Source organism: Acinetobacter sp. neg1 (assembly GCF_000788125.1).
Classification (GTDB): domain Bacteria; phylum Pseudomonadota; class Gammaproteobacteria; order Pseudomonadales; family Moraxellaceae; genus Acinetobacter; species Acinetobacter vivianii.
This window is the reverse complement of record NZ_JSZD01000020.1, coordinates 459,654-483,010: the sequence shown is the minus strand read 5'-3', so window position 1 is coordinate 483,010 and position 23,357 is coordinate 459,654. Positions and strand designations below refer to the sequence as shown.

Genomic DNA, 23,357 nt, shown 5'->3' with positions numbered 1-23,357 from the left:
AAAAAGCGGGAAATTCCCGCTTTTCTATAGATTAAGATGATTACTCTTCTTTGATTCCAGTTAAATCAACCGAAGCGGCATCAATATTCACATCGATATAGCTATCTAGTTTATTTTTTGCAGAGTCGCTACGTTTTTGCTCGAGTTTATCAAGGTAATCCTTGTCGATTCCACCCGCCACATAAATACCATCAAACACTGAACAATCAAACTCAGTTAAATCTGGCACTTTGCTGGTACGAACTGCATTTTTCAAATCTTCCAAATCTTGGAAAACCAGACGGTCTGCACCAATATTTTCACGGATTTCTTCAACTGTACGGCCTGAGGCAATCAGTTCAGCCTTCGCTGGCATATCAATACCATACACATTTGGATATTTCACCATTGGCGCAGCTGAAGCAAAGAATACTTTCTTCGCACCAGAATCACGTGCCATCTGGATAATTTCGTTACATGTGGTACCACGTACAATCGAGTCATCGACCAATAGAACATTCTTGTCTTTAAACTCAAGCTCTACAGGGTTCAATTTTTGACGAACTGATTTTTTACGTTGTTGCTGACCCGGCATAATGAAGGTACGTCCGATATAACGGTTTTTCATAAAACCTTCACGGAATTTCACACCCAGAATATTTGCCAATTCTAAAGCAGAGGTACGGCTGGTATCGGGAATTGGAATCACAACATCAATATCGTGCTCCTCACCCCATTCTTTCAAAATCTTATACGCCAGCTTCTCACCCATTTTTAAACGGGCTTTATATACTGAAATACCATCGATCGTTGCATCTGGACGAGCAAAATACACGTATTCGAAAATACATGGGCGATATTCAGGATTTGCAGCGCATTGCTTGCTAAACAGCTGTCCATTCTCATCAATGAAAATCGCTTCGCCAGGCGCAATATCACGCTCTACTTTAAAACCAAGCGCCGTAATCGCAACCGATTCAGAAGCAATAATATACTCAGTCCCTTGTTCAGTTTCGCGAGAACCATACACTAGAGGACGAATACCATTCGGATCACGGAAACCGACCAAGCCGTGGCCTGTGATCATGGCAACCACGCCATAAGCGCCTTTGCAACGTTCATGTACACGAGAAACAGTGTGGAAAATATCGTCTGGCGTTGGATTTAAAGTACGAATCTTCTGTAATTCATGCGCAAAGACATTGAGCAGAACTTCTGAATCGGAATCCGTATTCATGTGACGTAAATCTGTTTTAAACAGGTCATCATGAATTTCTGCGGCATTGGTCAGGTTACCATTGTGTGCAAGGGTAATCCCGTACGGAGAGTTTACATAGAACGGCTGCGCTTCAGCACTGCTTGATGAACCTGCGGTTGGGTAACGCACATGTCCAATCCCGTAGTTCCCAAGCAATGCACGCATATGACGGGTATGGAATACATCGCGTACCATACCGTTATCTTTGCGGAGAAATAAACGCCCTTGGTGGCAGGTTACGATTCCTGCGGCATCCTGTCCTCGATGTTGCAGCATCGTTAAGGCATCAAATAACATTTGGTTCACTGGTGATTTACCGGCTATCCCAACAACTCCACACATAGCAACCTCGCGACAAGCTAGCGATTAATAAAAAGGATTTTTCGTCGAATGATCAGAACGGTCTGTGACAGCTGCACGTTCTGATTCGTCCATTTCTGGTGAAGGGCGATGTAACAACGCACCTTCAGATGTCATTTGATGTAAAGCTTGATTTGCCGCATCTTTGGACATTTCAGTAGCCAAAGGTGCGTAAGGTAATAAAATTTGTACGAATTTAGACTGTTTCCAGTGCGGTGAGCTTTCTACCCATGGCCCGAGACCCTGCATGGTGATCAGCACAATCAATAGTCCTTTGAGGGAACCAAAAGCACCACCTGCTAAACGATTTAATGGGCCCAGTTTTAAACTTTTCAAGAGCCCATTGAGTAACGCTGAAACAATCCAAGTACATACCACGATGAGCAATACGATAAAAGCAAAAGCAGCAATTTTTTGCACAACGGGGTCTTGGCTCAAACTGCTCATTGCAGGTGCCAATACCACCGCGTATTTTGCTCCAATGATCAATGCAAATATCCATCCGATCAAGTTCGCAAAGGCTTTAATAAATCCTTGGCGCAAACCGTTCAGCCCTCCAATGAGCAAGATGACCAGAATAATGATATCAAGCGTGTTCATTTCACAATGTCATCGCATTAACACAATCTTTGATTAGGGTTGGGCCTGTATAAATCAGTCCGCTATAGACCTGAACGAGACTCGCTCCTGCCTGTTGTTTCGCAACCGCATGTTCACCTGCCAAAATACCACCGACGCCGATCAAAGGAATCTGACCCGCGAGTACTTTCGCAAACTGGCGTAAACATTCGGTACTTTTCTCAAATACAGGCGCACCAGACAAGCCACCCGCTTCATTTCCGTTTTCAAGGTTTTCAACGCCTTCACGACCAAGCGTGGTATTGGTCACGATGAGACCATCAATCTTGAATTGCAATAATTGTGCTGCAATAAAATCAATATCTTCTGTGGCTAAATCTGGTGCAACTTTGAGCACGAGAGGAACATAATGATTATATTGTTTTGCCAGTTCTAGTTGACGATCTTTTAATGTTTGTAACAACTCTGTTAGTGCATCGCCACTTTGTAAGCTACGTAAGTTTTTGGTATTTGGAGATGAAATATTAACCGTAATATAAGAAGCGTAATTATAAACTTTTTCTAGGCAGATCAGATAATCAGAAACTGCATCTTCAACAGGCGTATCGGCATTTTTACCAATATTAATTCCAAGAACACCTTTAAATTTTGATGCTTTGACATTCTCAATCAGTTTATCTACGCCATCATTATTAAAGCCCATACGGTTAATAATGGCTTTTGCCTGAGGAATACGGAATAAACGCGGTTGAGGATTACCTGCTTGTGGACGTGGCGTAATGGTTCCAATTTCGATAAAACCGAAGCCTAATGCTGCTAAAGCATCAATATGCGCACCATTTTTATCTAAACCGGCAGCAAGACCCACAGGATTTGGGAATTCAATTCCCATACATGTCACAGGTTTCGCTGCAACTTTCTGATGCATCAAGCCAATTTTATGGGCTTTATCCAGCATAGAAAGTGTAAGTTCATGTGCACGCTCTGGCGCTAAAGTAAACAACAAAGGGCGAGCCAATGAATATAACATACCAATCACAGTCTACTGTTTTTTCAAGTAGGCATATTATAGGCATAGGCGTATCAAAACGCCATGCCTGACATAGGGTTTTTAATGGCTTACTGTACTGTTGCAGTTAATTTAATCTGATTATTGTTTGACACCATATCCATTTTTTGAATGCTAATCCCCATTTGCGACAATTGCATTAAAAAGTTAGCTAAAACAGCATAATTCTGATGTTCTGCCACCAGTTGAATCTGTTCGCCATTTTGCTGAGAGGATACAGCCAAGCCCTGCTGTTGTGCCGTCCGCTGAATCTTGTCCGCAGCCGTCAGTGACAAATCATTGGCAGGTTTCATAGTAGCAGCATTACTCTGCATCCAGACGGTCAGATCTTTGAGCTCATTTAAGCGTTTTTGCTGCTGATCGGCTAAAGCATGCATTTTCCACAAGGAATAACCGATCACCGTGACAATCACAAAAATGGTCGTAAAAATAACCATCACGCGTTCACGCACAGATAAACTTTGCAGATATTCATTGAGTGCTTCAACTTTCTGGTCGAAGCTATTTTGTAAACGTGTTAGTGCTTTCATTATTTTACTTTTACCACCCCGATTGCGCCCACACTGTCCGCCTGAACATTGCCTAACTCAGCCTGAAAACCCTGCTGATTTAATTGTTGGGTTAGTCCTTGTAAATCATCTGCCGATTTTGCTTTGAGTGACATGGCGAGCGTTGAAGCATCGTAGCTGACCTGCTGAGCCACAATCTGTTTTTGCATCAGGATTGGCCCGACACGACTCAACAGTGAAAGTGCCTGCGTATCGCCCAGCTGACTCATACGCAACTGGCTTTCAAACTGGCTCTTAATATTTTGTTCAGTCACCCTGATATTTTCGCCGAACCAGTATTTATATTGGTCAATGGCTTGAACAGCCGTCTGATCGGCGACTTTTTTCAATTTCGACCAGCGCAAAGTATCGTAACCCAATTGCACCACGATCACAGCCAAAAGCACTGCTGCGGCAGCTTTCCAGTAGCCTGACCATTGGGTTTCTGCATTTTTTGACTTCGGCAAAACATTAAAGGGATGCTGTTTTGCTTTTAACAGTGGCTGAAATTGGTAACTGAACTCTGTACGCTGATCTTTGCTAGATGCCGTTGCCAGACTGTCCATCTGGGCAGCATTTAAATTGGCAAACTTAAATTGTGTTTCAGGTGGCTGGAACTCAAGAAATAAGCCGAGATCATCCACCGAGTTGCCTAGCCATGCATTTTCTCGGACCAATAAATGATCATAGAGATTGACCAGCACAACTTCATGTTGCTCTGGCTCTGGCAAAATCAAAAAGTCAGGTAAGAAAGCGCTAATCTGGACAGGTAACAAACTGAGTGCATGCTGCCAGGTTTCAATGGTTGACTGTGCTACACCTAGAATATTGACTTGATCCTGATGAAAATGATGTACCACTTTCATTTGATCAATCGGTAAGGTTACAAACTCTTCGAGGAGATATTTAATCCCCTCTTGTCCCAATTGTTTGTAATGTACCTTTGTCATTGTTTGTTGCAACATCTGAGCATTACGGCTTGGAAAATAAACCACCGCTTCTTTTCCATTGTGCTCTTGCAAGTCTTGAATCAATTGCTCAAGACTATTGGCTTGCAACCAGTTTTCCCCAGCCGACCAATACCATGTTCCATTGGTTTCGGGCATCCATAAATACAGCATCGGTGTTCAGTACCCTTATCCTAACGCGGATATATAAAAATTATAGTGTTGGCGTAAAACGGTTCTTTTGTGTCGATAATCCATTCGCGATCACAGCTTGATCATAAATACGGGCTTCTGCCAATGCAAATGGATTAAAGTTCTCATGGGTCAACTGTTCAGCAATATGTGCCACAACATTCATATGACACACCACCGCAATTGACTCGTACGGTAATTTTGACAACCATTCAATTGCATCTTTGGCATCATCATCTGGTTTGATCTTATCGCAAATCAGAACTGGAATACCGTGAAAATGTGCCTTGATATGGGCCAAAGTTTCCTGAGCACGCAATAAAGGGCTCACCACAAAGATTTCAGGCTGAATCACATCTTTTAAAAACTGCCCAGTTTGCTCAGCTTGCTGATGTCCACGCTGGGTTAATGGGCGTTGCATATCGTTTCCATTGATGGCTGGAGACGCTTCACCGTGACGAACTAAAGTTAACTGCATAAAACGACCTTATTTTTTATAGCTGTATCATAACGCGAATAGATGACAGTTTTTTGATTAGACTTCATGATGAGGTAAAACAAACTCAACATCACTACGATGACCATTTTTCATTAAAGACAACGCAATATTCATTGGCGGTGCGCCTTCAAAAATCACTTCATACAGTGCATTGGTAATTGGCATATACACATCCAGTTCTTGTGCCTTGGTACGTACCTGCACAATGGTATTAATCCCTTCAGCGGTTTGTCCCAGTTCTTTGGTCGCCTGATCCAGTGTTTTACCTGAACCTAGAGCAAAGCCAATCTGATAGTTACGGCTCAACGGACTATTACAGGTCGCAAATAAATCACCGACACCCGATAAGCCTAAGAATGTCAAAGGATTCGCGCCCTGCTTTACCGCAAATCGGCTCATCTCAGCCAAAGCACGCGTCAAGATCATACTCTTGGTATTTTCACCAATCTTGTACGCATCACCCATCCCCATCGCCACGGCATAGATATTTTTCAGTGCACCGCCCAATTCCACACCATGTACATCATCGCTACCAAACACGCGGAATAAGGCGCTGTGTAACGCATGCTGAACTGCATAACGAACCAATTCAGAATCACTGGCAATTACAGTGCCTGATGGCATCCCCGCCATAATTTCTTTGGCAAGGTTTGGACCCGATAACACACCGTATGGTACTTCTGGTAATTCTGTACGAATGATATCGCTCATGAAACTGAAGGTTTTAGCCTCAATCCCTTTGGTCAATGAAACCACCGCCTGAGAGGTAATAAATGGTGCAATCTGCTTTAACACATCACGAAATGAATGGCTCGGAATCGCCACCAGAATAATGTCACGATCACGTACCGCAAGCTCCAGATCGGCAACTGCCCGTAATCCTGGTTCCAAGGTAAAATCAGGCAAATAGCGTTTATTGACGTGAGTTTGATTGATTTCTTCCGCCACCGCAGCATCACGAATCCAGATCATGGTATCGCAACCATTACGCACAGCTAGATTAGCCATGGCTGTACCAAAACTACCACCACCCAATACTGTAATTCTTAATGCTGTTTTTTGATCTACAGCCACGGGCTCAACTAAATCGCTAAATTTTAACTCTGTCATTTTTTATCCTGAAACCTATTTCTTTCTTTAATCATTACAAACCGAGCTTAGTTTGCTTGCCACACTTTGACAAAATCCTGACTGTTTATTTCTGCACGCGGAGCAATCGCCTTTGCCGCAGTTCCGATATAGATAATACCTGAAATCAAATCTTGCTCTTTTAAACCTAACTGTTGTTTTAACCAGTTTGACTCAACCACAGCACCTGAACGCCACATGGTTGCGAACCCTTGTGCCTGTAAAGATAACAAGAAATTCTGAATCGCTGCACCCGTACTCAGGATCTGCTCAAAATGCGGTACTTTGGGATGATCTTGAAGGGTCGTTAAAGCTAAAACCAGCAACGGCGCACGGAATGGGTGCTGTTTCACCCGATCAAGCTGGGCAGGCTCTGTTTCTCCGAGGTCTGCCAAAGCTTTGGCCAGATGCTCACCAAAAGCAGCACGTTGCTCAGGTGTAACGATCACAAAACGGGTAGGTTTTAAACGATGATGATCTGGCGCGGTCAACGCCGCTTGTACTGCTTTTTCGAGTTGTTCTGTATTTGGCGCTGGCTCAATAAGTTGACCAATAGATTGACGTTGATGAATATTTTGATGAATTGTCTCTATATTTGAGTCCGTCATTGAAATGAATCTAACTAACACAAGGATGGCGCTAGATTAGCATAATCTGAATGATTTCCACTATGCCTAATTCATGCTTGTCTCTGCTGCTTATATTGCTTTTTTGTCAGTAAATGAAAATATCATCATTGCTAAGCTCATCATTCATTTGACAAAATTAACAGAGTCTCTGCACAAACTGTACATAACCTGCCAAAGCACTCTGAAATTATATGTTCAAATAATATGATTACGTAACTACTTGAGAACAAGCAATGAAAAAAACCTTCATCATGAGTTTACTTGGCGGCTTAGCATTGGGTCTGACTGCATGTGCATCTACCCCGACCAACACATTAGCGATTCAAAAAGAAAATAATCAATATGAAGTAACAGGCATTGGTAAAACAAATTTGATCGCTAAAAATAATGCGATTAGCGCTGCCCAAAAAACCTGTACTCGCAATACCTCGCCTGTAGTTGTCGATGAAAAAACAGCTTATCAAGGTGTACTGAAAGGTGTTGTAGATGAACAGACGGGCAAGATGGTTGAAGCTGCCGCAGGTGTGATTGGTACCATTACAGGTAAAAATGCTTCTTTAGCCAAAGATGATGATTACCAGACCACTCTCACCTTCTATTGCAAAGCCAACGCTTAAAAACAAAAAAGCCGATGTTTCTACATCGGCTTTTATTTTCTGGATTGCTTAGTGAGCTTCGCTCGCAGCAACCTCTGCAACATCAGTATTATGTTCATCTAAATTCGGTTTATCGATTGCATCAATTGCAGCTTGTTGCTCTGGAGTCGTTTGAGTTGCTACAGCAGCAGAAGCAGCCTGATCTTGCTGTTCAACATTCTTCGCTTCTTCTTTCTTTGCACATGCAGTCAGCATGATTGGAGCAATGATTAGCGCGGCAAGGGTTAATTTAAATTTCATCACGGCTTTCCACAGTAACTTGGTTAACTTGTGACAAGCATATTTCAGATATATGACACTTTAATGACTACAACGTTGTACAAAAGTAAAAAGAGCCGATTTAAATCGACTCTTTTTTTATATTTTCTTGACTACTTAAAAGGTTAAATCTTGATTAAGCACGCTCAAGTAAAGCTGCAACCGCAGGTAAAGTCTTACCTTCTACAAACTCAAGGAAGGCACCACCACCCGTTGAGATATAGCCAATTTGGTCAGCAACTTCATATTTATCAATCGCAGCCAATGTATCACCACCACCAGCAATCGAGAAACCTGCAGATTCAGCAATCGCCAAAGAAAGTGCCTTAGTACCTTCGCCGAATTGATCCACTTCAAATACGCCTACTGGGCCATTCCAAAGAATAGTTTTTGAAGTTTTTAAGATCTCTGCAAATGCTTTAGCCGTTTCAGGACCAACATCCAGAATCATATCGGTGTCAGTCACATCTGCAACATTTTTCACCACAGCTTGTGCGCTTGCCAATGAACCCAAGAAGTCTTCAAAGTTGATTTGGCTTGCATCTGCAACCACAACATCAGTTGGTAATGGCACACTCACTTTTGCAGCAATTTGTTTTGCTGTTTCAACCAAGTCAGCTTCGTAAAGTGATTTACCAACGTTATAACCCGCTGCCGCAAGGAAAGTATTGGCAATACCACCACCAACGATCAATTGATCGCAGATTGTTGATAATGAGTTTAATACATCAAGTTTAGTTGATACTTTAGAACCCGCAACAATTGCCACCATTGGTTTTTCTGGAGTTTGCATTGCACGACCAAGCGCATCTAATTCAGCAGCCAACAATGGACCTGCTGCTGCGATTGGTGCAAAACGTGCAGCACCTTCAGTTGATGCTTCTGCACGGTGCGCTGTACCAAATGCATCCATAACAAATACGTCACAAAGCGCTGCATATTTTTTCGCAAGTTCTTCGTTATTCTTCTTTTCACCGTGGTTGAAACGCACGTTTTCAAGCAATACGACCTGACCCGCTGCAACGTCCACGCCATCTAAATAGTCTGTGAATAATTTAACATCTTGACCTAAAGCTTTGCTTAAATAAGCAGCAACTGGTGCAAGTGATTGTTCTGGTTTTGGCTCACCTTCTACAGGACGACCCAAATGAGAAAATACCATTACTGCCGCGCCTTTTTCCAAAGCAGCTTTAATGGTTGGCAATGCAGCACGTAAACGTGCATCACTGGTAATTTCCCCATTTTTTACAGGAACGTTTAAGTCTTCACGAATAAGGACACGTTTACCTGCTAAATCAAGATCAGTCATGCGCTGAAAATTCATGGATGGCTCTCTAGTTGATTTTAAAAACGGCACAATTTTAAATGATTCTCTGAAATAAAGGTGAGTTTTTTTGCAGAAAAGCTGCCGAAGCCGTCACTTTTGATTATGATAATCAGCGTCACCCGATCTTTATTATTATTATGTCTATTCATCCAGATCCTAAAATTAATCGTTTAAATGTACTTGGCGAGCCTTTAGCCAGCTGTTGTTATGATCCGCTGACCGGATATTTCCGTAATGGTTTTTGTCACACGGCGGTCACCGACTCAGGTCAACACACCATGTGCGCGCAAATGACCTCTGAATTTCTGAATTTTTCACAAAAAGTCGGCAATGACCTGATCACACCGTTACCAGAAGTCGGTTTTCCCGGGCTTAAACCGGGTGACTTCTGGTGTATCTGTGTGACGCGTTGGGTCGAAGCATATCAAGCAGGACAAGCACCACCGATCAAACTCAATGCATGCCACAATGCGGTGTTACACTACGTACCGCTCAATATTCTTGTGGAATATGCAGTCTAATGCGCCAGCATGAACTGATCTTGGCCTCAAGCAGCCAAACCCGTAAAGACCTCATGGATCGTTTAAGGCTGAATTATCGCTGTATTTCCCCTGATATTGATGAATCTGCAACAGGTGAATTACATGCCGATGATTTGGCTAAACGACTTGCTTTTGAAAAAGCAGCGGTGATCGCTCAGCAACATCCAGATGCGATTGTGATTGGTTCCGATCAGGTGGCTTGGCGTGAACATGCCCCCTATGATTTTATTGGCAAGCCTTTAAGCGTTGAAAATGCCATTCAGCAATTACAGGCCAACTCAGGTCAAACTGTATTTTTCAGCACCGCGCTCAGTGTTCAACATTTACAATCTGGCTTTGAAACCACACTGGTTGAGCATTACCAAGTTAAATTTCGTCAGCTGACATTGGCGGAAATTGAGCGTTACATTGAAATTGACCAGCCTTTGCATTGTGCTGGTAGTTTTAAATGTGAAAGCTTGGGCATTAGCTTATTTGAGAAAATGGTGGGTGATGATCAAACCACCTTGATGGGCTTACCGATGATTCAGTTGTGTAAGATTTTACGTGAGTTTGGGATAAATGCTCCTTAAAAAAATGCCCTGACCTAAACTCAATTTGGATCAGGGGCAATCATTATTCCTCGACTACAGTGACTCTTTTTGGCAGTGCAAACCAAATAAAAATCGACAAAATCAAGAACAACAAGGCGGCGACATTCAACACGGAACGATGTGATTGACTAAAGGCCTGTTTTGCAGCCGTAATCACATGTTCAGCAATCGCAGGTTGTAATTGCTTGGCAGCTTGAACTGCCTCTCCAATCGAACTGCTCACCTGTTCAATAATGCGATGCGGCACTTCGGTTGGCACTACAATCGAGTTGGCATAGAACCATGACAACATCAGACCGAAAAAGGCAATTCCCAGACCTGCTCCCAGCTCATAGGCCATTCCTTCAATCGCGCCTGCTGCCGTGGCTTTGCTTGGTGGCACTGAAGACATAATCGCAGAAGTTGAAGCCAATAAAGCAATTTCTACGCTTAAACCTAAAACAACCATCCAGCTCCAGACCTGCATCTTCGCCTGCATAAAATCAGTATTTGCCAATCCCCACAAACTTACCGCACTCATCAACATACCGAGCGATGCGACTGAACGGAGACCAAAACGATTGACCAGCATACTGGCGATTGGGCCACCTAAACTAATCGCCACCATAAACGGTAAAATGAATGCACCCGCAGCCAATGGTGAAAGTTGATAAACAAATTGCAGTTCTTGTGAAATCAGCAATTCAAAGCCGACCAGTGCCATCATGGAGACAATTGCCATCACCACACCTGTCGCAATCACAGGATGTTTGAATAATTGGATATCAATCATTGGAGACGTTGAGGTGAGCTGTTTGCGGACAAAGCCCACCAGTAAACTAAAGCCCACGGCAAAGATCAAAACCGACCAGATGCTAAACCCATGCATTACGGTTTTCACTGCATAGATCATGCTCAGAATGGCCACCACCAAAACCAGCGCCTGTAGCAAGTTAAGGTTCTGCTTTGGTTGCCCTGCCTGTTTTGGAATCACAAATACCGTTAAAGCCAACACAGCAAGCATAATCGGCACATTAATCAGGAACACAGCGCCCCAATGGAAATGCTCCAGCAAGAAACCACCTAATAATGGGCCAAAGGCTGCACCACCACCGCCGACAGTCGCCCAGATGCCAAGTGCGAAGTTACGTTGCTTCTCATCCAGAAAGGTATTACGGACCGCAGATAAAGTCGCAGGCAAAATCATGGCCGCACCCACTGCCAATAACGCACGTGAACCAATTAAGGCATAAGCAGTAGAAGAAAATGCTGCTGCCAGTGATGCCAGACCAAATAAGATCCCGCCAATAATCATCAGCCGTTTAAAACCAATACGGTCTCCCAACGCACCCATAGGTAAAATCAGGCCCGCCATGACCAAGGAATAGATATCAATAATCCACAGCAATTCATTTGCTGATAAAGAAAGTGACTCACTCAACGTCGGTGTCGCCACGTGTAAAACGGTCGCATCAATCGATACAGGGAGATAGATCAATACAACGATTGCAAGAATTAACCACTTGCGTGACATAAATGCCTCTAAATTGGACAATTGTTCAAATTGCTGTCATTATAACCAAAATTGAACACTTGTCCAACTTTAAAATTTGGAGTAGTGTATTTCCGTTTTATATGCAGGTATAGGTGCAAACAAAGAATGGCTTATTTAAATCGCGAACAACGTCGTGAAATGATTTTACAGGCGGCCATGCAAGTCGCTTTAAACGAAGGTTTTTCTGCGATGACCGTACGCCGTATTGCCACCGAAGCGCAAACCTCGACAGGACAAGTGCATCATCATTTTGCCTCCAGTTCACATTTAAAAGCAGAAGCATTTATCAAACTAATGCAACAACTGGACGAAATTGAAAGTCAGGTCAGCACAGCCAACGCTTTACAGCGCCTCTCCCTGTTATTGGGTTGTGAAAACATTGAACAGATTCAACCGTATTTAAGACTCTGGAATGAAGCCGAAGTTCTCATTGATCAAGATGAAGAAATAAAACAGGCTTACAACATCGCCATGCAGGACTGGCATCGCTCAATTGTCCGTATGATTAATGAAGGTCAAGCACAGGGAGAGTTTCATTTTGAGACCAATAGCCATGACATCGCATGGCGGTTAATTGCGTTTGTCTGTGGTCTGGAAGGAATTTATAAATTAGGATTGACTGGCTTAAATGAAGTTGATTTTAAGCGTCATACTGAAGCTATCATTCAGGCAGAATTGTTTAAAAAGTAAAATGAGAAAATAATGAGCCCCCCTTTATTACAAACACCAAGACTGGATTTATTTCTATTTCAAATGGATGATCTAGCCGACATCTACCCTTGTGTGACTACAACTTTAACGCGTTATATGACATGGGAGCCAGCACAAAGCTTTGCAGAAATCGAACAGATTGGGCAAACATGGCTTATCGCAGAAACAAAACGTACGGATCACCATTTTGTATTACGTAATAAAGAAAATCAGCAATTTATTGGCTTAATTGGCATCCATCATTTAGGTACTACAACACCCGAATTGGGCTTATGGATTCGGGAAGATTGCCATAATCAAGGCTTTGCCAAAGAAGGCCTCTTAGAAGTTTTTCGTTGGGCTTCTACACATATGTCTGCCTAATATTTCTTATACCCTGTTGCAATCGAAAATCAGCCAAGTCGTAAACTGGCTGAATTTTTAGGTGGAACTGTTGCTGGATACAAAACTGAACGGAAATATGAGGCAGTGATTTATCACATTCCACCCTATCAAGGTGATACGAATTAGAACCAGCCTTTACGTCCATTTAAAATTGCATCTGCACAGCGAAGTGTTTCCTGACTTAAGCCCCACAAACGATAATCCCCTGTTGCCGAAGTCACATTAAAATTATGGGTATAAGCAAAACTCAATTCACGGTCAAAATCACACCATGCCCCTGAACCATTAAAGCCAACATGACCAAAGCCATGTGGCGCACGTTTGCCCATGGTCAAAATACGGTGATAACCCAAACGCCAATGCATTGGAATTGGCATCACTCGATCTCGTACTTTGCTTTGTACCGTACTCAGTTGCTTAAATACTTCTGGACGAATGAATTGCTGCCCCTGCCATTGCCCTTGATTGGCCAGCATCGCATATACTTTAGCCAAACTATCCGCAGTGAATACACCATTGGCTGCCGGAATAACGGCTTGTAATCCTTCATCGCTGTAGAAGCTAAAATTGCGCATCCCTTTTGGGATCATAGCATCCTGAAAATCCTGAGGGTTTTGCCCTGAAAGCTCCAATAACCGTTCTGATATAGAGGCTTTACGTGGTTGACTATTTTTCTTAGCTTGAGGCTTAGTCGAGGTAGGCGCTTTGGGTTTTAACAATAACCGCGCAACACGATCTAGTTCTGAAGCAGGCGTGCCGAAATATGCCCCATCCAGTTCAAGGGGTTGTACAAGATAACGCTCCATTAACCAGTTTAACGGCTGCTTGGCTGCTTTCTCAATCACACCACCCAAAATCCAACCATAGGTCAAAGGTTGATAGGCAAAACTTTGTCCTGCCGAAAAACGCGGTGTTGCCGCTGCAACCACATCCAGCATGTGCGACCAATCCAGCATTTCTGTCGCGGCATCAATCATATTGCGAATATCAAACAAGCCACTTTGATGCGATAAAACATGACGCAAAGTAATATTGGCTTTGCCATTTTGAGCAAATTCAGGCCAGTAATGCGCAATAGGCTGATCATATTCAAGTATCCCTTCACTCACCAGAATATGCGCAAGGGTTGCAAGAATACCTTTACCCGTTGAGTAACACATCGCTAAGGTATCTGATTGCCAATCTTCTTCTTGAGATTTTTTACCCGTAAAAATATCAACAACTTTTTGACCTTGGAAATACACCACCAATGCAGCACCACCTTGCTGGCTCCGCGCATCTTGTAAACGACTAAACTGGCTAGCCAAGTCTATAAAGCGTTCATCAACACTGCCGTGATAATGATGTGTATCGGCAAATAAAATTCCTTTAATCAAAGCTCAATTCCTTATGATATTTATGTTTTTATAATCTCCCTGTTGCGAACAACAGGGAGCATTTTTAATTTAAAAATGTATTAAAGTGCTTTCACTGTACCAGCCACATGCGGCTTTTTAGATTTCACATTGCGGATCAAGAAATCTGTTTGCGTTGATTCAGCCGCAGTTAAAAACTCAACCGTTGAAGGTAAATACATTGGCAATTTAAACCAGACATCTGCCTCATAAGCTGCTGGAAGCTCAATGCTCGCCAAAGCTTTGGCCTTGCTCCACATACCATGTGCAATCGCCTGTTTAAAACCAAATGCTTTTGCAGTTACGGCGTGAATATGAATCAGATTAAAGTCACCAGAAATCACCGCATAACGACGACCTGTATTTTCTGAAATATTCCATTCTGCTTGTGGTTGATAAGCTGGTTCTTGCGTATCTTTAGCCTTCTCACCTGCTTTTTTCTCAGTTTTCTGGCGCGATAAATACGTGGTTAGACTTTCCATCACCACTTCACCAGCAACTTTCGCAGTTGTGATGAAATCAAATTGTAAACCCTTGTCGTGCGGTTTCAATTCACCAAATTTACAAGACAGCGTAATTTGCTCATTTACATCAATTTTGCGTGTCTGCTTAATCTGGTTACGGATATGCACCAAACCCAAAATTGGAAACGGGAAAGCTTCGCTGGTCATCATGTGCATTTGCAGACTTTGAGATAAAACCGCTAAATAAATTGCAGGTACGAAACCATCATTTTTAAAACCACAAATCTCGTTATAGCTTTCTAAATGCTTGCTATCAATCTTAAGTGTATCCACCACATACTCAACTTGTGGCAGAACCTTCTCACCTTTTGGCTTTTTGAAAATGAGACCTTGAATGACTTTTGGATAAGCTAAATAAGGTTTTGGCAACTGACTAAAATGACGTGTATTCATAATAAACCTTTCAATATTTTTATAAAAAAGGGATGCACAAGCACCCCTCTTCAAAAACCTAATGCTTAAGCACCTAACAAGCTTTGACCGCAGACGCGAACAACGTTACCTGTCACACCTGTTGAACCAGTAGATGCATACCACGCAATTGCTTCAGCAACATCTACAGGTAAACCACCTTGGTTCATTGAGTTCATACGGCGACCAGCTTCACGAATCGCGAATGGAATCGCAGCAGTCATTTGCGTTTCAATGAAACCTGGTGCAACTGCATTGATGGTAATACCATTTTTCAATGTCGGCGCAGTAAATTTAACCAGACCGATCACACCTGCTTTAGATACCGCATAGTTGGTTTGACCGAGGTTGCCCGCGATACCACTGATTGATGATACACAAACGATACGACCATTTGCATTTAAACCATCATGAGATAGTAAGTAATCGTTAACACGCTCAATGGCAGACAAGTTAATGTTGATCACAAGATCCCAAAGCTCAGGCTTCATATTTGCCAAAGTTTTGTCACGGGTAATCCCTGCATTGTGAACGATTACGTCTAAACCGCCCTGTTTTGCAGCAGCAGTCTTGATTTTTTCACCCGCATCCGCAGCTGTAATGTCGATTGCCAATACTGAACCGCCAATTGAACCTGCAACACGCTCAAGATCAGCTTGTTGTTGCGGAACATCTAAACAAATGACATGCGCACCATCACGCGCCAATACATGCGCAATCGCTTCACCAATACCACGACTTGCACCAGTCACTAATGCAGTCTTACCCGCAAGTGGCTTCGCCCAGTCTAAATCAGCCACATCTGCTTTAGAAACACGGATCACCTGACCTGATACATAAGCAGAACGTGGTGAAATCAAAAAACGTAAAGTTGATTCAAGGTTCGCTTCTGCGCCCTGATCGACATAAACCACTTGAGCAGTAATGCCTTTTTTGAATTCTTTACCAACAGATTTGATGAAACCTTCAAGCGCACGTTGTGCAATCGCCTGTTTGACTGTTTTTGCAGTTTCAGGTGTGGTACCGATCACAATCACACGACCTGAACTTGAGATTTGACGAGCGATTGGATTGAAGAAGTTATACAACTCTTTCAATTGCTCAGAATCCTGAATACCTGAAGCATCAAATACAACGGCTTTAAATTTAGATTCTTTATCATCGGCATTCAATGGACGAAGATTTAAGCCGACTTTTGCAGCAGTTTGCTGTAATTCAACATTATTACCGACATAACTATCTGCATGAATATTGCTAAGAACTTGAGCAATCGCACCAGAAACCGTACTTGATGGTGCTGCGCCAAGCAATACTGCTCCATTCACAACAGGCTGAGCACTTTCAAAACGATCTAGCGTCACTGGTGATGGTAGACCTAAATTTTTTACAACAAATTTACCTAAAGGTGATTGTGTAAATGCTTGGTACTGATCAGTCATGGTTATTATCTCTCATACAAATGAATTTGTTACAAACACATGAATCATGTTGGGATATGGCATGAAATCAATGTCTGATTGACTCATTACAAATCATACTTGAGTTCATGTCTGGATGTCTTGACCTGAATGTGGTCTCAAGCGTCATTCTAGTCAATACAGCAGTATTGAAAATATGGTATGTTTGTACCAAGAATATCGCAATTATGCTTGGAAAAGCCTTATGAGCAAAACAACTCAAGAAAATCCAGCAGTCGACAATTCTGCTCAGGAGACTGTGTCAAATACATCAAAAGCAGCGACTACGAAACGTAAAACTGCGACCACTACTCCAAAAGCAGCAACGACGACACCAAAGACAACGCGTACCCGTTCTACCAGCCGTAGTGCGAGTACTACAAAAAGCGCTGCTTCTACAACGACAAAAGCAGCGACAGCTAAAACAACCAAACCTTCTGTTCAACAGGATAAAACCATGAGCCAAAACACTGTGCGCCGTGTTGCCATTATCGGCGGTAACCGTATTCCTTTCGCTCGCTCTAACGGCGCTTATTTCACAGCTTCTAACATTGACATGTTTACAGCTGCGTTAAACGGTTTGGTTGAGCGCTTCAACCTGCAAGGTCAACGCCTAGGTGAAGTGGTTGCGGGTGCGGTATTAAAGCACAGCCGTGATTTCAACATGACACGTGAATGTGTGTTAAATACGCAACTTGCGCCAGAAACGCCGGCTTATGACATTCAGCAAGCATGCGGTACTGGCTTACAAGCAGCATTCTTGGTTGCAAACAAAATTGCTTTGGGTCAAATCGAAGTGGGTATTGCTGGCGGTGTGGATACAACATCTGATGCGCCAATCGCTTTCGGTGATGGCTTACGTAAAGCACTTCTTGAGCTTAATATTGCAAAAACAGGTAAAGATCGCTTAAAAGCTTTAGCGAAGATCAATATAAAAGATCTTATGGATGCGCCTAAAAATGGTGAACCACGTACAGGTTTATCTATGGGTGACCATCAAGCAATCACTGCGCTTGAATGGGGTATTCCACGTGAAGATCAAGACGCTTTAGCTGCTTCTTCTCATCAAAAAATGGCAAAAGCATACGAAGAAGGTTTCTTTGATGACTTAATCACGCCATTCTTAGGTTTAAGCCGTGATAACAACTTACGTGCTGACTCTACTGCTGAAAAATTAGCGAAATTAAAGCCAGCATTTGGTAAGGGCGAAGCTGCAACTATGACAGCGGGTAACTCTACGCCGTTAACTGATGGTGCATCATGTGTACTTTTAGCTTCAGAAGAATGGGCGAAAGCAAACGGTCATGAAGTACTTGCATACCTGACTTTCTCTGAAACTGCTGCGGTTGATTTCGTTGGTAAGAAAGAAGGCTTATTGATGGCACCTGCTTATGCCGTTCCACGTATGCTTGAGCGTGCTGGCCTTAAACTTCAAGATTTCGACTACTATGAAATCCATGAAGCATTTGCATCACAAGTGCTTTCTACTTTGAAAGCTTGGGAAGATGAAAAATTCTGTAAAGAGCGTTTAGGTCTAGATGCACCTTTAGGTTCAATTGATCGTAGCAAACTCAACGTTAAAGGTTCTTCTTTAGCTGCGGGTCATCCATTCGCTGCAACTGGCGGTCGTATCATCGCAACTGCTGCAAAAATCTTAAATCAAAAAGGTTCAGGTCGCATTCTTGTTTCGATCTGTGCTGCTGGCGGTCAAGGTGTCACAGCGATTATTGAAAAATAATCTCTAACCTGATCAACAAAGGGATTAAATCTTTGGATTTGGTCCCTTTTTATATTTAAAGCCACAAAAATTTCATCTATCTAAACTTAAACTCTCATGATTGGCAACAGCTACCTGATTGTGGACTGCGATAACCAAGATGCGCCGTCAGTTTATAAACAGCGACTAAAGCTGAGCAAAGATTTTTCTAACTTTTCAACGTTCAAAAGAAAAAATAAAGACAATTCATCTAATTTATAGTGAATAGGAAGATAATTCATAAATTCAAGCCTAAGCCTAACTATCTCGCCCGTTTAAACTTCACATAATAATCATTTAAAACTTTAATCGCTTGCTTAAGTTCTTTGAGATTTTCTTCATTATTTCCCAACCGCTCAACAAAACGTTGTGAATGAATTTCCAGATCGATCTTTTCATTAATTTGCGGTGCAATCCGAAACAACTTTTCCAGATCATCAAATCGATCTAACTTTCGGTTTGAGAAATACTCTAGACGAAACCCTAACTCATTCAGCACTACCCCGCCCAGAATCGCCCCTTGTTCAGCATCAAAGCTCAATGCATGTTCTTTTAAAAATAACTGTTCAGGTGTTTCTTTAGAACTTTTAAATAAGTTGGTCAATTGGCTTAACATTTCGAGATCACATCACTATTTTTCAACTGTATTAAACCGCTAAACTCATTATTGAAGCAACCTTCACCTCAGCAGATATAAAAAAAGCATCTGTTAAAAGATGCTTTTCCAACAATTATTTTTCGTACTGTTTCTTTAAATATTCTACAATCTTGGCTGATTCAAACATTTTTACATCTGTATTCGGATCAACCAGATACGGCACTTGAATATCACGTCCCATCACTTCAACCACTTTTTCACGCTTACCATTTGGTAGCGGAATATATTTCCCTGGTTTTAAACGCAGTATTGCTGGCCCCATGTCCTGCCAACGCTCTTTCGGCACATTATGCAGGATATAAGGCAATTCCAACTCAGTCAGTACTTCACGCACCAAACGGGTATAAGGACTTGCCTCAAAGCTCCACAGCTCCAATAACTGCGCTGGCGCTGGACGCTCAACAATCTGCTGATTAATCCAGACCCCACGCGCCGCATTGGCGACTGTCGCCAACGTAGACACATATGGAAGTTTTGGATAATGGCTAAATTTTTTCGGTGTTTGTCCCGTTTTACCATAATGTTTAAACAAATGATGAATAATTGCCTGTGACTCATATAGCTGGTCACCTGTATTTTCATCAATTAAAAAAGGAAATTGTTTCTTCCCACCTTTTTCTTTCACGATCTGGCGATATTTCTGACCGCCTTTAGGACATGGATAAATTTCCACATCCAGATTCAGCAAAGTAATAACTTCACGGACACGGCGGCAAAACGGCGAACCCTCAAACTCATAGAGCTTAATTGCTTTTGCAGGTTGATTTGGAAATGGTGTTCCCATTGCCCCTCTTCCACCTTCAATCACACTAGCAACAACAGATTGTAAAACTTTGAGTTGATGATTCACCCTATTCAGCATGGTGTTATCCTTTTAGCAGTCGACTAATTTTTCTTTTGCAATCACAATGCCATTATTATCTGCGTAGATATAATCGCCTGAGTTGATTGTCACGCCACCAAAATACAAGCTGACATCGACTTCACCTATGCCTTTGCGATTACTTTTTTGCGGGATTGCAGCCAATGCATGTACGCCTAAATCCAGTTCTGCAATCGCATCGACATCACGTACACAACCATAGATCACCACTCCATTCCAGTGATGTTTCACTGCTGACTCGGCAATCATATCTCCCATCAGGGCACAGCGCATGGATGCACCTCCATCAACCACAAGTACTTTACTTGTACCATCCGTTGCCAAGAGTTCTTTCACACGCGAGTTATCTTCAAAACACTTTACCGTGACCACTTGGCCGCCAAAGGTTTTACGTGCACCATAGCTTTTAAAGAATTTACCATCTAAAGATGGGATGACCACTTGTAGCTCTTTTTCAGGGTTATCATCTAACAAATCACAAGTTACAAAAGGAATTGTCGTCACTGAAATTCTCCATTATTTGCTTTGTTGTATGCTTAGGTTATCGTACAGTTTAAATGCGGCAGTCTGTGTTTGTGCTGCAACCAGCATAGTATGCGCCAATTGCTCAGCGGTAACAGGTTTAAGTTTAAACGGCCTAGTCCACGTTTTTTCCACCAGCTTAAATGCGGTCTGCGCCAGATCCTCTAGCAAACGCACGTCACTCCGTTTACCAATTAAAAGCGAAGGCTGGAAAATCGATAGCTTATAAATTGACAGGCTTTTGAGGTAGTTTTCGAGTTCACCTTTCACTTTATTATAGAAAATTGGCGAATTTGCGTTCGCTCCCAACGCGCTCACAATTAATAAATGAATATTTTTATCCTGAACCAGATCAGCAAAATGTGCATTAATTTCATAATCAATTGCATAGAAAGCGTCTTTAGAACCCGCCTGTTTAATGGTACTTCCCAAGCAACTGAAGGCATGGGTATAGGCATTGACATCCTCATCATTCAATAACAGAAAATCTTCCAGAATCAGCTGGGTGACCTTACTATAAGCATTTAATGTTTCTGAATTTTTCCTGACAACAACGGTAATCGAATTAAAATCTTCTGCTTGTTGTAGCTCATCCACCAAGGCCTGACCAACCAATCCTGTAGCACCAATTACAATTGCTTTTTTATCACCTATTCTCATTTTTAATTCTTCCAAGCTATGACTAGGCTTAATGTAACGTTTTCTTGCACGATTATCATCTGTTAAATGTACTTAAAAGTATCACAAGACTTGACTTCGGGGCTTAGTTTCCTCAAAATATGGCACTTGTTTACGGGCTGGTGAATGTTGCCAATATTTTTTGGTTTTAACTTCAGCCCGCCCAGACCAACTTATTTTCAAGGAGTGCACGAGTGGCAAACTCTGCTCAAGCTAAAAAACGTGCTCGTCAAAACGTTAAAGCACGTAAACACAACGCAAGCTTGCGTTCTATGGTTCGTACTTACATCAAACGTACTGTAAATGCGATCGCTGCTGGTGATTATACTGTTGCTACAGAAGCTTACAAAAAAGCTGTTCCTGTAATCGACCGTATGGCTGATAAAGGCATCATCCACAAAAACAAAGCTGCTCGTCATAAGAGCCGCTTGAACGCTCAAGTTAAAGCATTAGCTAACTAATTTGATGCATATAAAAGAGCCCGAGTTTTCGGGCTTTTTTATTGTCTTCAGTTTTTCTAATAAGGTTGCAACCCCGTTCCCGCCTCTTTCACGATCATGATCAGTTTCTGGCAAAACGTATAACTCTCCTCAAGCAACCCCGGATCACGCGTACGTGCATTGTGTTGAGTAAAAGCCTGTTTATAAAACTGATAGCGCTCATTTAAATAATCATGATCCTGACTTAGTGCAATCATCATTAACTCAAAACGAAAATCCAGATCCACCGTAAAGTCTGCTGGCATATCTCCATATGCCCACGCTTGTAACGCCTCCAGTTTACCGTGCCCTACATTTGAAAAGATAAAATGGATATAAGCATCTAAATTTTGGAAGAAATCCTGAATATTGTCTTTGCTTTCCCAACGCCCCGTTAAAAAGAAACAAGGCTCAGAAGTATGCTTTCCGATAGAGCGTTGATGTACATCCAGCGAACGCAGCCTAAAAATCAAACGTTCAGATAGCTGCTCCTGCAAGTGATCAGGAATAAAACGATCGGTAAAATCCATTGCAAAAGACAGCATCGGGCTAATAGTCAATTTCCGAAGTACCATCTTCAATTGATAAAACACACCAAGCTGTTTTTGGGTCAATATAAAGCAACGATAGCCTGTATCAAGCGCCAATTCCGGTCGACCGATATTGCCCCAGTTTGAAATAAAATCATGTGCCACATTAAAAACATCAAGTTTGAGATGTTGCGTATCTTCTTGGTGCTCAAACCATTGGCTAATCAGTTGCTCAGCAGCAGCCATATTATGCGGAATATCAAAATTGCCTGTTTGCAAAGGTGATTTCACCTCTTCGACAACCTGAATTTGTTTTAATTCCAATGGTTTCAACAAATAAGGTTGCAGCATATGCGACACTGCATTTTCTGGAGACTGCAATTCTCCAATCGCCCATACATTATAATTCGGCTCATAAAACCCTATTCCCGTTTCTTGAACCGTTTCATAAAAGACCCGATACACCGCATCATTTTCAGCTTCTTGTATCAATGCATCTAAACGCACACTTGCGCCTATGCCCTGAGCAAATTGCTGCTTGATCTTTTCTACCCACTGCTGAGTAGGCTCAGAGAAATAGGCCTGATATTGTGGATCACAAATTTTATTGGAAAATAATAGCAACCATGTCTGCAAAGTTTTGCCATGACTGGAAATGTTGCAATACTGCTGATACAACTCAAAAGCAACTTGATGAGAATCATCTTCTGCGGGCACTTTGCCTGTAAAAATCTCAGGCTCCCATAAATAAATTGTGCTTGATAACATCTTTTTATCCAATTATGTGTCAGTTTTCTCTTTTTATTTTCATATCATGACGAAAAAAGACCAATTTTAAAAGACTAGTTTTTATTATTTTTAACTTTTTAGGA

General features: G+C 42.1%; 25 protein-coding genes and 1 pseudogene. 7 read left to right on the top strand and 19 right to left on the bottom strand.

All coding sequences use genetic code 11. The annotated features are described in order from the left end of the window. Window positions 1–40: 40 nt before the first annotated feature. The 8 genes from purF to PJ15_RS16505 form a co-directional block, all read right to left on the bottom strand. On the bottom strand, window positions 41–1,579 hold the full coding sequence (gene purF, locus PJ15_RS16540) for an amidophosphoribosyltransferase (RefSeq protein WP_005257025.1): 1,539 nt from the start codon (window positions 1,577–1,579) through the stop codon (window positions 41–43). Window positions 1,580–1,603: 24 nt separating this feature from the next. After that, window positions 1,604–2,197 (bottom strand): CvpA family protein, encoded by a 594-nt coding sequence (locus tag PJ15_RS16535; RefSeq protein ID WP_047432671.1) that lies wholly within the window; start codon window positions 2,195–2,197, stop codon window positions 1,604–1,606. Window position 2,198: 1 nt separating this feature from the next. Further along, complete coding sequence (locus PJ15_RS16530) at window positions 2,199–3,206, bottom strand: quinone-dependent dihydroorotate dehydrogenase (RefSeq protein WP_047432669.1); 1,008 nt, start codon at window positions 3,204–3,206, stop codon at window positions 2,199–2,201. An 89-nt stretch (window positions 3,207–3,295) separates the two neighbouring features. Further along, window positions 3,296–3,775 carry a type II secretion system protein GspM gene (gspM, locus tag PJ15_RS16525; protein WP_004771715.1) on the bottom strand — a complete coding sequence of 160 codons (480 nt, stop codon included), beginning with the start codon at window positions 3,773–3,775 and terminating at the stop codon, window positions 3,296–3,298. Next, window positions 3,775–4,914, bottom strand: a complete 1,140-nt coding sequence (gene gspL, locus PJ15_RS16520; RefSeq protein WP_047432666.1) for a type II secretion system protein GspL — start codon at window positions 4,912–4,914, stop codon at window positions 3,775–3,777. Before gspL ends, gspM begins: the two co-directional genes overlap by 1 nt. A 40-nt stretch (window positions 4,915–4,954) precedes the next feature. Continuing rightward, entirely contained in the window at window positions 4,955–5,410 is a 456-nt protein-coding gene (gene sixA, locus PJ15_RS16515; protein ID WP_005257021.1) for a phosphohistidine phosphatase SixA, read from the bottom strand. Window positions 5,411–5,467: 57 nt separating this feature from the next. Beyond that, window positions 5,468–6,541, bottom strand: a complete 1,074-nt coding sequence (locus PJ15_RS16510) for an NAD(P)H-dependent glycerol-3-phosphate dehydrogenase (RefSeq protein WP_047432661.1) — start codon at window positions 6,539–6,541, stop codon at window positions 5,468–5,470. Between the two features lie 47 nt (window positions 6,542–6,588). After that, on the bottom strand, window positions 6,589–7,167 hold the full coding sequence (locus PJ15_RS16505) for a nitroreductase (protein ID WP_004771710.1): 579 nt from the start codon (window positions 7,165–7,167) through the stop codon (window positions 6,589–6,591). Window positions 7,168–7,421: 254 nt separating this feature from the next. Here PJ15_RS16505 and PJ15_RS16500 point away from each other — a divergent pair, with 254 nt between their 5' ends. Beyond that, window positions 7,422–7,805 carry a hypothetical protein gene (locus PJ15_RS16500; RefSeq protein ID WP_005257017.1) on the top strand — a complete coding sequence of 128 codons (384 nt, stop codon included), beginning with the start codon at window positions 7,422–7,424 and terminating at the stop codon, window positions 7,803–7,805. A gap of 48 nt (window positions 7,806–7,853) precedes the next feature. Here the strand turns inward: PJ15_RS16500 and PJ15_RS16495 are convergent, their stop codons facing one another. Beyond that, window positions 7,854–8,084 (bottom strand): hypothetical protein, encoded by a 231-nt coding sequence (locus tag PJ15_RS16495; RefSeq protein WP_004771706.1) that lies wholly within the window; start codon window positions 8,082–8,084, stop codon window positions 7,854–7,856. Window positions 8,085–8,238: 154 nt separating this feature from the next. Next, window positions 8,239–9,426: a phosphoglycerate kinase gene (locus tag PJ15_RS16490; RefSeq protein WP_047432658.1), complete on the bottom strand. Its 1,188-nt coding sequence runs from the start codon at window positions 9,424–9,426 to the stop codon at window positions 8,239–8,241. A 140-nt stretch (window positions 9,427–9,566) separates the two neighbouring features. Here PJ15_RS16490 and PJ15_RS16485 point away from each other — a divergent pair, with 140 nt between their 5' ends. Beyond that, complete coding sequence (locus tag PJ15_RS16485) at window positions 9,567–9,950, top strand: DUF2237 family protein (RefSeq protein WP_004771704.1); 384 nt, start codon at window positions 9,567–9,569, stop codon at window positions 9,948–9,950. After that, entirely contained in the window at window positions 9,950–10,543 is a 594-nt protein-coding gene (locus PJ15_RS16480) for a Maf family protein (protein ID WP_047432656.1), read from the top strand. The genes PJ15_RS16485 and PJ15_RS16480 overlap by 1 nt, the downstream gene beginning before the upstream one ends. 43 nt (window positions 10,544–10,586) lie before the next feature. Here PJ15_RS16480 and PJ15_RS16475 read toward each other — a convergent pair whose 3' ends face one another. Further along, a complete protein-coding gene (locus PJ15_RS16475) occupies window positions 10,587–12,077 on the bottom strand; it encodes an MFS transporter (protein WP_004771702.1) in 1,491 nt (496 codons plus the stop codon). A gap of 126 nt (window positions 12,078–12,203) precedes the next feature. Here PJ15_RS16475 and PJ15_RS16470 point away from each other — a divergent pair, with 126 nt between their 5' ends. Both PJ15_RS16470 and PJ15_RS16465 read left to right on the top strand, forming a co-directional pair. Next, window positions 12,204–12,788, top strand: coding sequence for a TetR family transcriptional regulator (locus tag PJ15_RS16470; protein WP_047432655.1), 585 nt, complete (start codon window positions 12,204–12,206; stop codon window positions 12,786–12,788). 12 nt (window positions 12,789–12,800) lie between these two features. Further along, a pseudogene (locus tag PJ15_RS16465) lies at window positions 12,801–13,319 on the top strand (GNAT family N-acetyltransferase). On the opposite strand, the gene PJ15_RS16460 reads toward PJ15_RS16465, so the two are convergent. The 3 genes from PJ15_RS16460 to PJ15_RS16450 all read right to left on the bottom strand — a co-directional run bounded on the left by PJ15_RS16460 (window position 13,316) and on the right by PJ15_RS16450 (window position 16,961). Next, window positions 13,316–14,569, bottom strand: a complete 1,254-nt coding sequence (locus PJ15_RS16460; RefSeq protein WP_047432652.1) for a serine hydrolase domain-containing protein — start codon at window positions 14,567–14,569, stop codon at window positions 13,316–13,318. The pseudogene PJ15_RS16465 and the gene PJ15_RS16460 sit on opposite strands and share 4 nt — an antisense overlap. 80 nt (window positions 14,570–14,649) lie before the next feature. Further along, entirely contained in the window at window positions 14,650–15,504 is an 855-nt protein-coding gene (locus PJ15_RS16455; protein ID WP_047432649.1) for a MaoC family dehydratase, read from the bottom strand. Window positions 15,505–15,569: 65 nt separating this feature from the next. Next, complete coding sequence (locus tag PJ15_RS16450; RefSeq protein ID WP_004771693.1) at window positions 15,570–16,961, bottom strand: 3-oxoacyl-ACP reductase; 1,392 nt, start codon at window positions 16,959–16,961, stop codon at window positions 15,570–15,572. A gap of 223 nt (window positions 16,962–17,184) precedes the next feature. On the opposite strand from PJ15_RS16450, the gene PJ15_RS16445 reads away from it, so the two are divergent. Then, complete coding sequence (locus PJ15_RS16445) at window positions 17,185–18,717, top strand: acetyl-CoA C-acetyltransferase (RefSeq protein ID WP_047432646.1); 1,533 nt, start codon at window positions 17,185–17,187, stop codon at window positions 18,715–18,717. A gap of 280 nt (window positions 18,718–18,997) precedes the next feature. Here PJ15_RS16445 and PJ15_RS16440 read toward each other — a convergent pair whose 3' ends face one another. From PJ15_RS16440 to PJ15_RS16425, 4 genes are all read right to left on the bottom strand, one after another. Continuing rightward, a complete protein-coding gene (locus PJ15_RS16440; protein ID WP_047432644.1) occupies window positions 18,998–19,351 on the bottom strand; it encodes a hypothetical protein in 354 nt (117 codons plus the stop codon). Window positions 19,352–19,466: 115 nt separating this feature from the next. Continuing rightward, complete coding sequence (locus PJ15_RS16435) at window positions 19,467–20,255, bottom strand: glutathione S-transferase N-terminal domain-containing protein (RefSeq protein WP_047432641.1); 789 nt, start codon at window positions 20,253–20,255, stop codon at window positions 19,467–19,469. Between the two features lie 12 nt (window positions 20,256–20,267). Then, window positions 20,268–20,780 carry a ribonuclease E activity regulator RraA gene (gene rraA / locus PJ15_RS16430; protein WP_047432638.1) on the bottom strand — a complete coding sequence of 171 codons (513 nt, stop codon included), beginning with the start codon at window positions 20,778–20,780 and terminating at the stop codon, window positions 20,268–20,270. A gap of 12 nt (window positions 20,781–20,792) precedes the next feature. After that, a complete protein-coding gene (locus tag PJ15_RS16425; RefSeq protein ID WP_047432635.1) occupies window positions 20,793–21,458 on the bottom strand; it encodes an NAD-dependent epimerase/dehydratase family protein in 666 nt (221 codons plus the stop codon). Window positions 21,459–21,670: 212 nt separating this feature from the next. Here PJ15_RS16425 and rpsT point away from each other — a divergent pair, with 212 nt between their 5' ends. Further along, on the top strand, window positions 21,671–21,937 hold the full coding sequence (gene rpsT, locus PJ15_RS16420) for a 30S ribosomal protein S20 (RefSeq protein WP_004771687.1): 267 nt from the start codon (window positions 21,671–21,673) through the stop codon (window positions 21,935–21,937). A gap of 56 nt (window positions 21,938–21,993) precedes the next feature. Here rpsT and PJ15_RS16415 read toward each other — a convergent pair whose 3' ends face one another. Then, entirely contained in the window at window positions 21,994–23,253 is a 1,260-nt protein-coding gene (locus PJ15_RS16415) for a hypothetical protein (RefSeq protein ID WP_047432633.1), read from the bottom strand. Window positions 23,254–23,357 lie beyond the last annotated feature (104 nt).